This is a genomic window from Kitasatospora nipponensis (assembly GCF_039528135.1).
Lineage (GTDB): Bacteria > Actinomycetota > Actinomycetes > Streptomycetales > Streptomycetaceae > Kitasatospora > Kitasatospora nipponensis.
This window is the reverse complement of the sequence record NZ_BAAALF010000664.1, coordinates 1-760: the sequence shown is the minus strand read 5'-3', so window position 1 is coordinate 760 and position 760 is coordinate 1. Positions and strand designations below refer to the sequence as shown.

Below are 760 nucleotides of genomic sequence, written 5' to 3'. Positions count from 1 at the left end.
GGAAGGCGATCAGCTGCGACATGGACTGGGCGGCGCCGGAGGCGACCGAACCGACCAGGAAGACCGCGATCGCCGTGAGGTAGGCGTGCTTGCGCCCGTACAGGTCACCACACTTGCCCCAGACGGGCGTGGAGACGGCGGTGGCGAGCGCGTACGCGGTGACCACCCAGGAGATGTGGTCCAGGCCGCCGAGGTCGCCGACGATCGTCAGCATCGAGGTGCTGACGATGGTGTTGTCGAGCATGGCCAGCAGCATGCCGAGCATCACGCCGACCAGGGTCCAGCGGATGTTGCCCGGCGTGGCGCCCGGCTCCGAGGGGGGTGCGCCGACCGGAGGGGTCGGGGATGACGTAGACACGACAGACGTCCTTTCGGTGGCGCCGAAGGTGTGCGGAAGGGAGGGGAGCGCGATGAGGTGGGGAGTGGCGGTGTCCGGCCACTCGTGCCCCACCAGAACAGCACACTCGATTCAAAAGTGCAACGAGGCAATGTTTTGAGTGAGGCACCTAGGAGGTACGATCCAGTCATGACCGACACAGTGATGGGCCGCCGTGAGCGGAAGAAGGCAGCCACCCGCCAGGCGCTGCCCGATGCGGCCCTGCAGCTCTTCCTGGAGCGCGGGTACGACAAGGTCGGGGTGAAGGACATCGCGGACGCCGCCGACGTCTCCACCACGACCCTCTTCAAGCACTTCGCAGGCAAGGAGGCGCTGGTCTTCGACGAGGACGCCGCGAACGAGGCGGTGCTGGTGGGCGCGGTG

2 protein-coding genes are annotated in these 760 nt (G+C 67.4%); one reads left to right on the top strand and one right to left on the bottom strand.

From position 1 onward, the window contains the following. Nucleotides 1-358: MFS transporter (locus ABD323_RS42585; RefSeq protein ID WP_344447415.1), on the bottom strand; the 358-nt coding region annotated here is incomplete at its 3' end. A gap of 168 nt (nucleotides 359-526) precedes the next feature. On the opposite strand from ABD323_RS42585, the gene ABD323_RS42580 reads away from it, so the two are divergent. Next, on the top strand, nucleotides 527-760 hold a 234-nt coding region (locus ABD323_RS42580), incomplete at its 3' end, for a TetR/AcrR family transcriptional regulator (protein ID WP_344447414.1).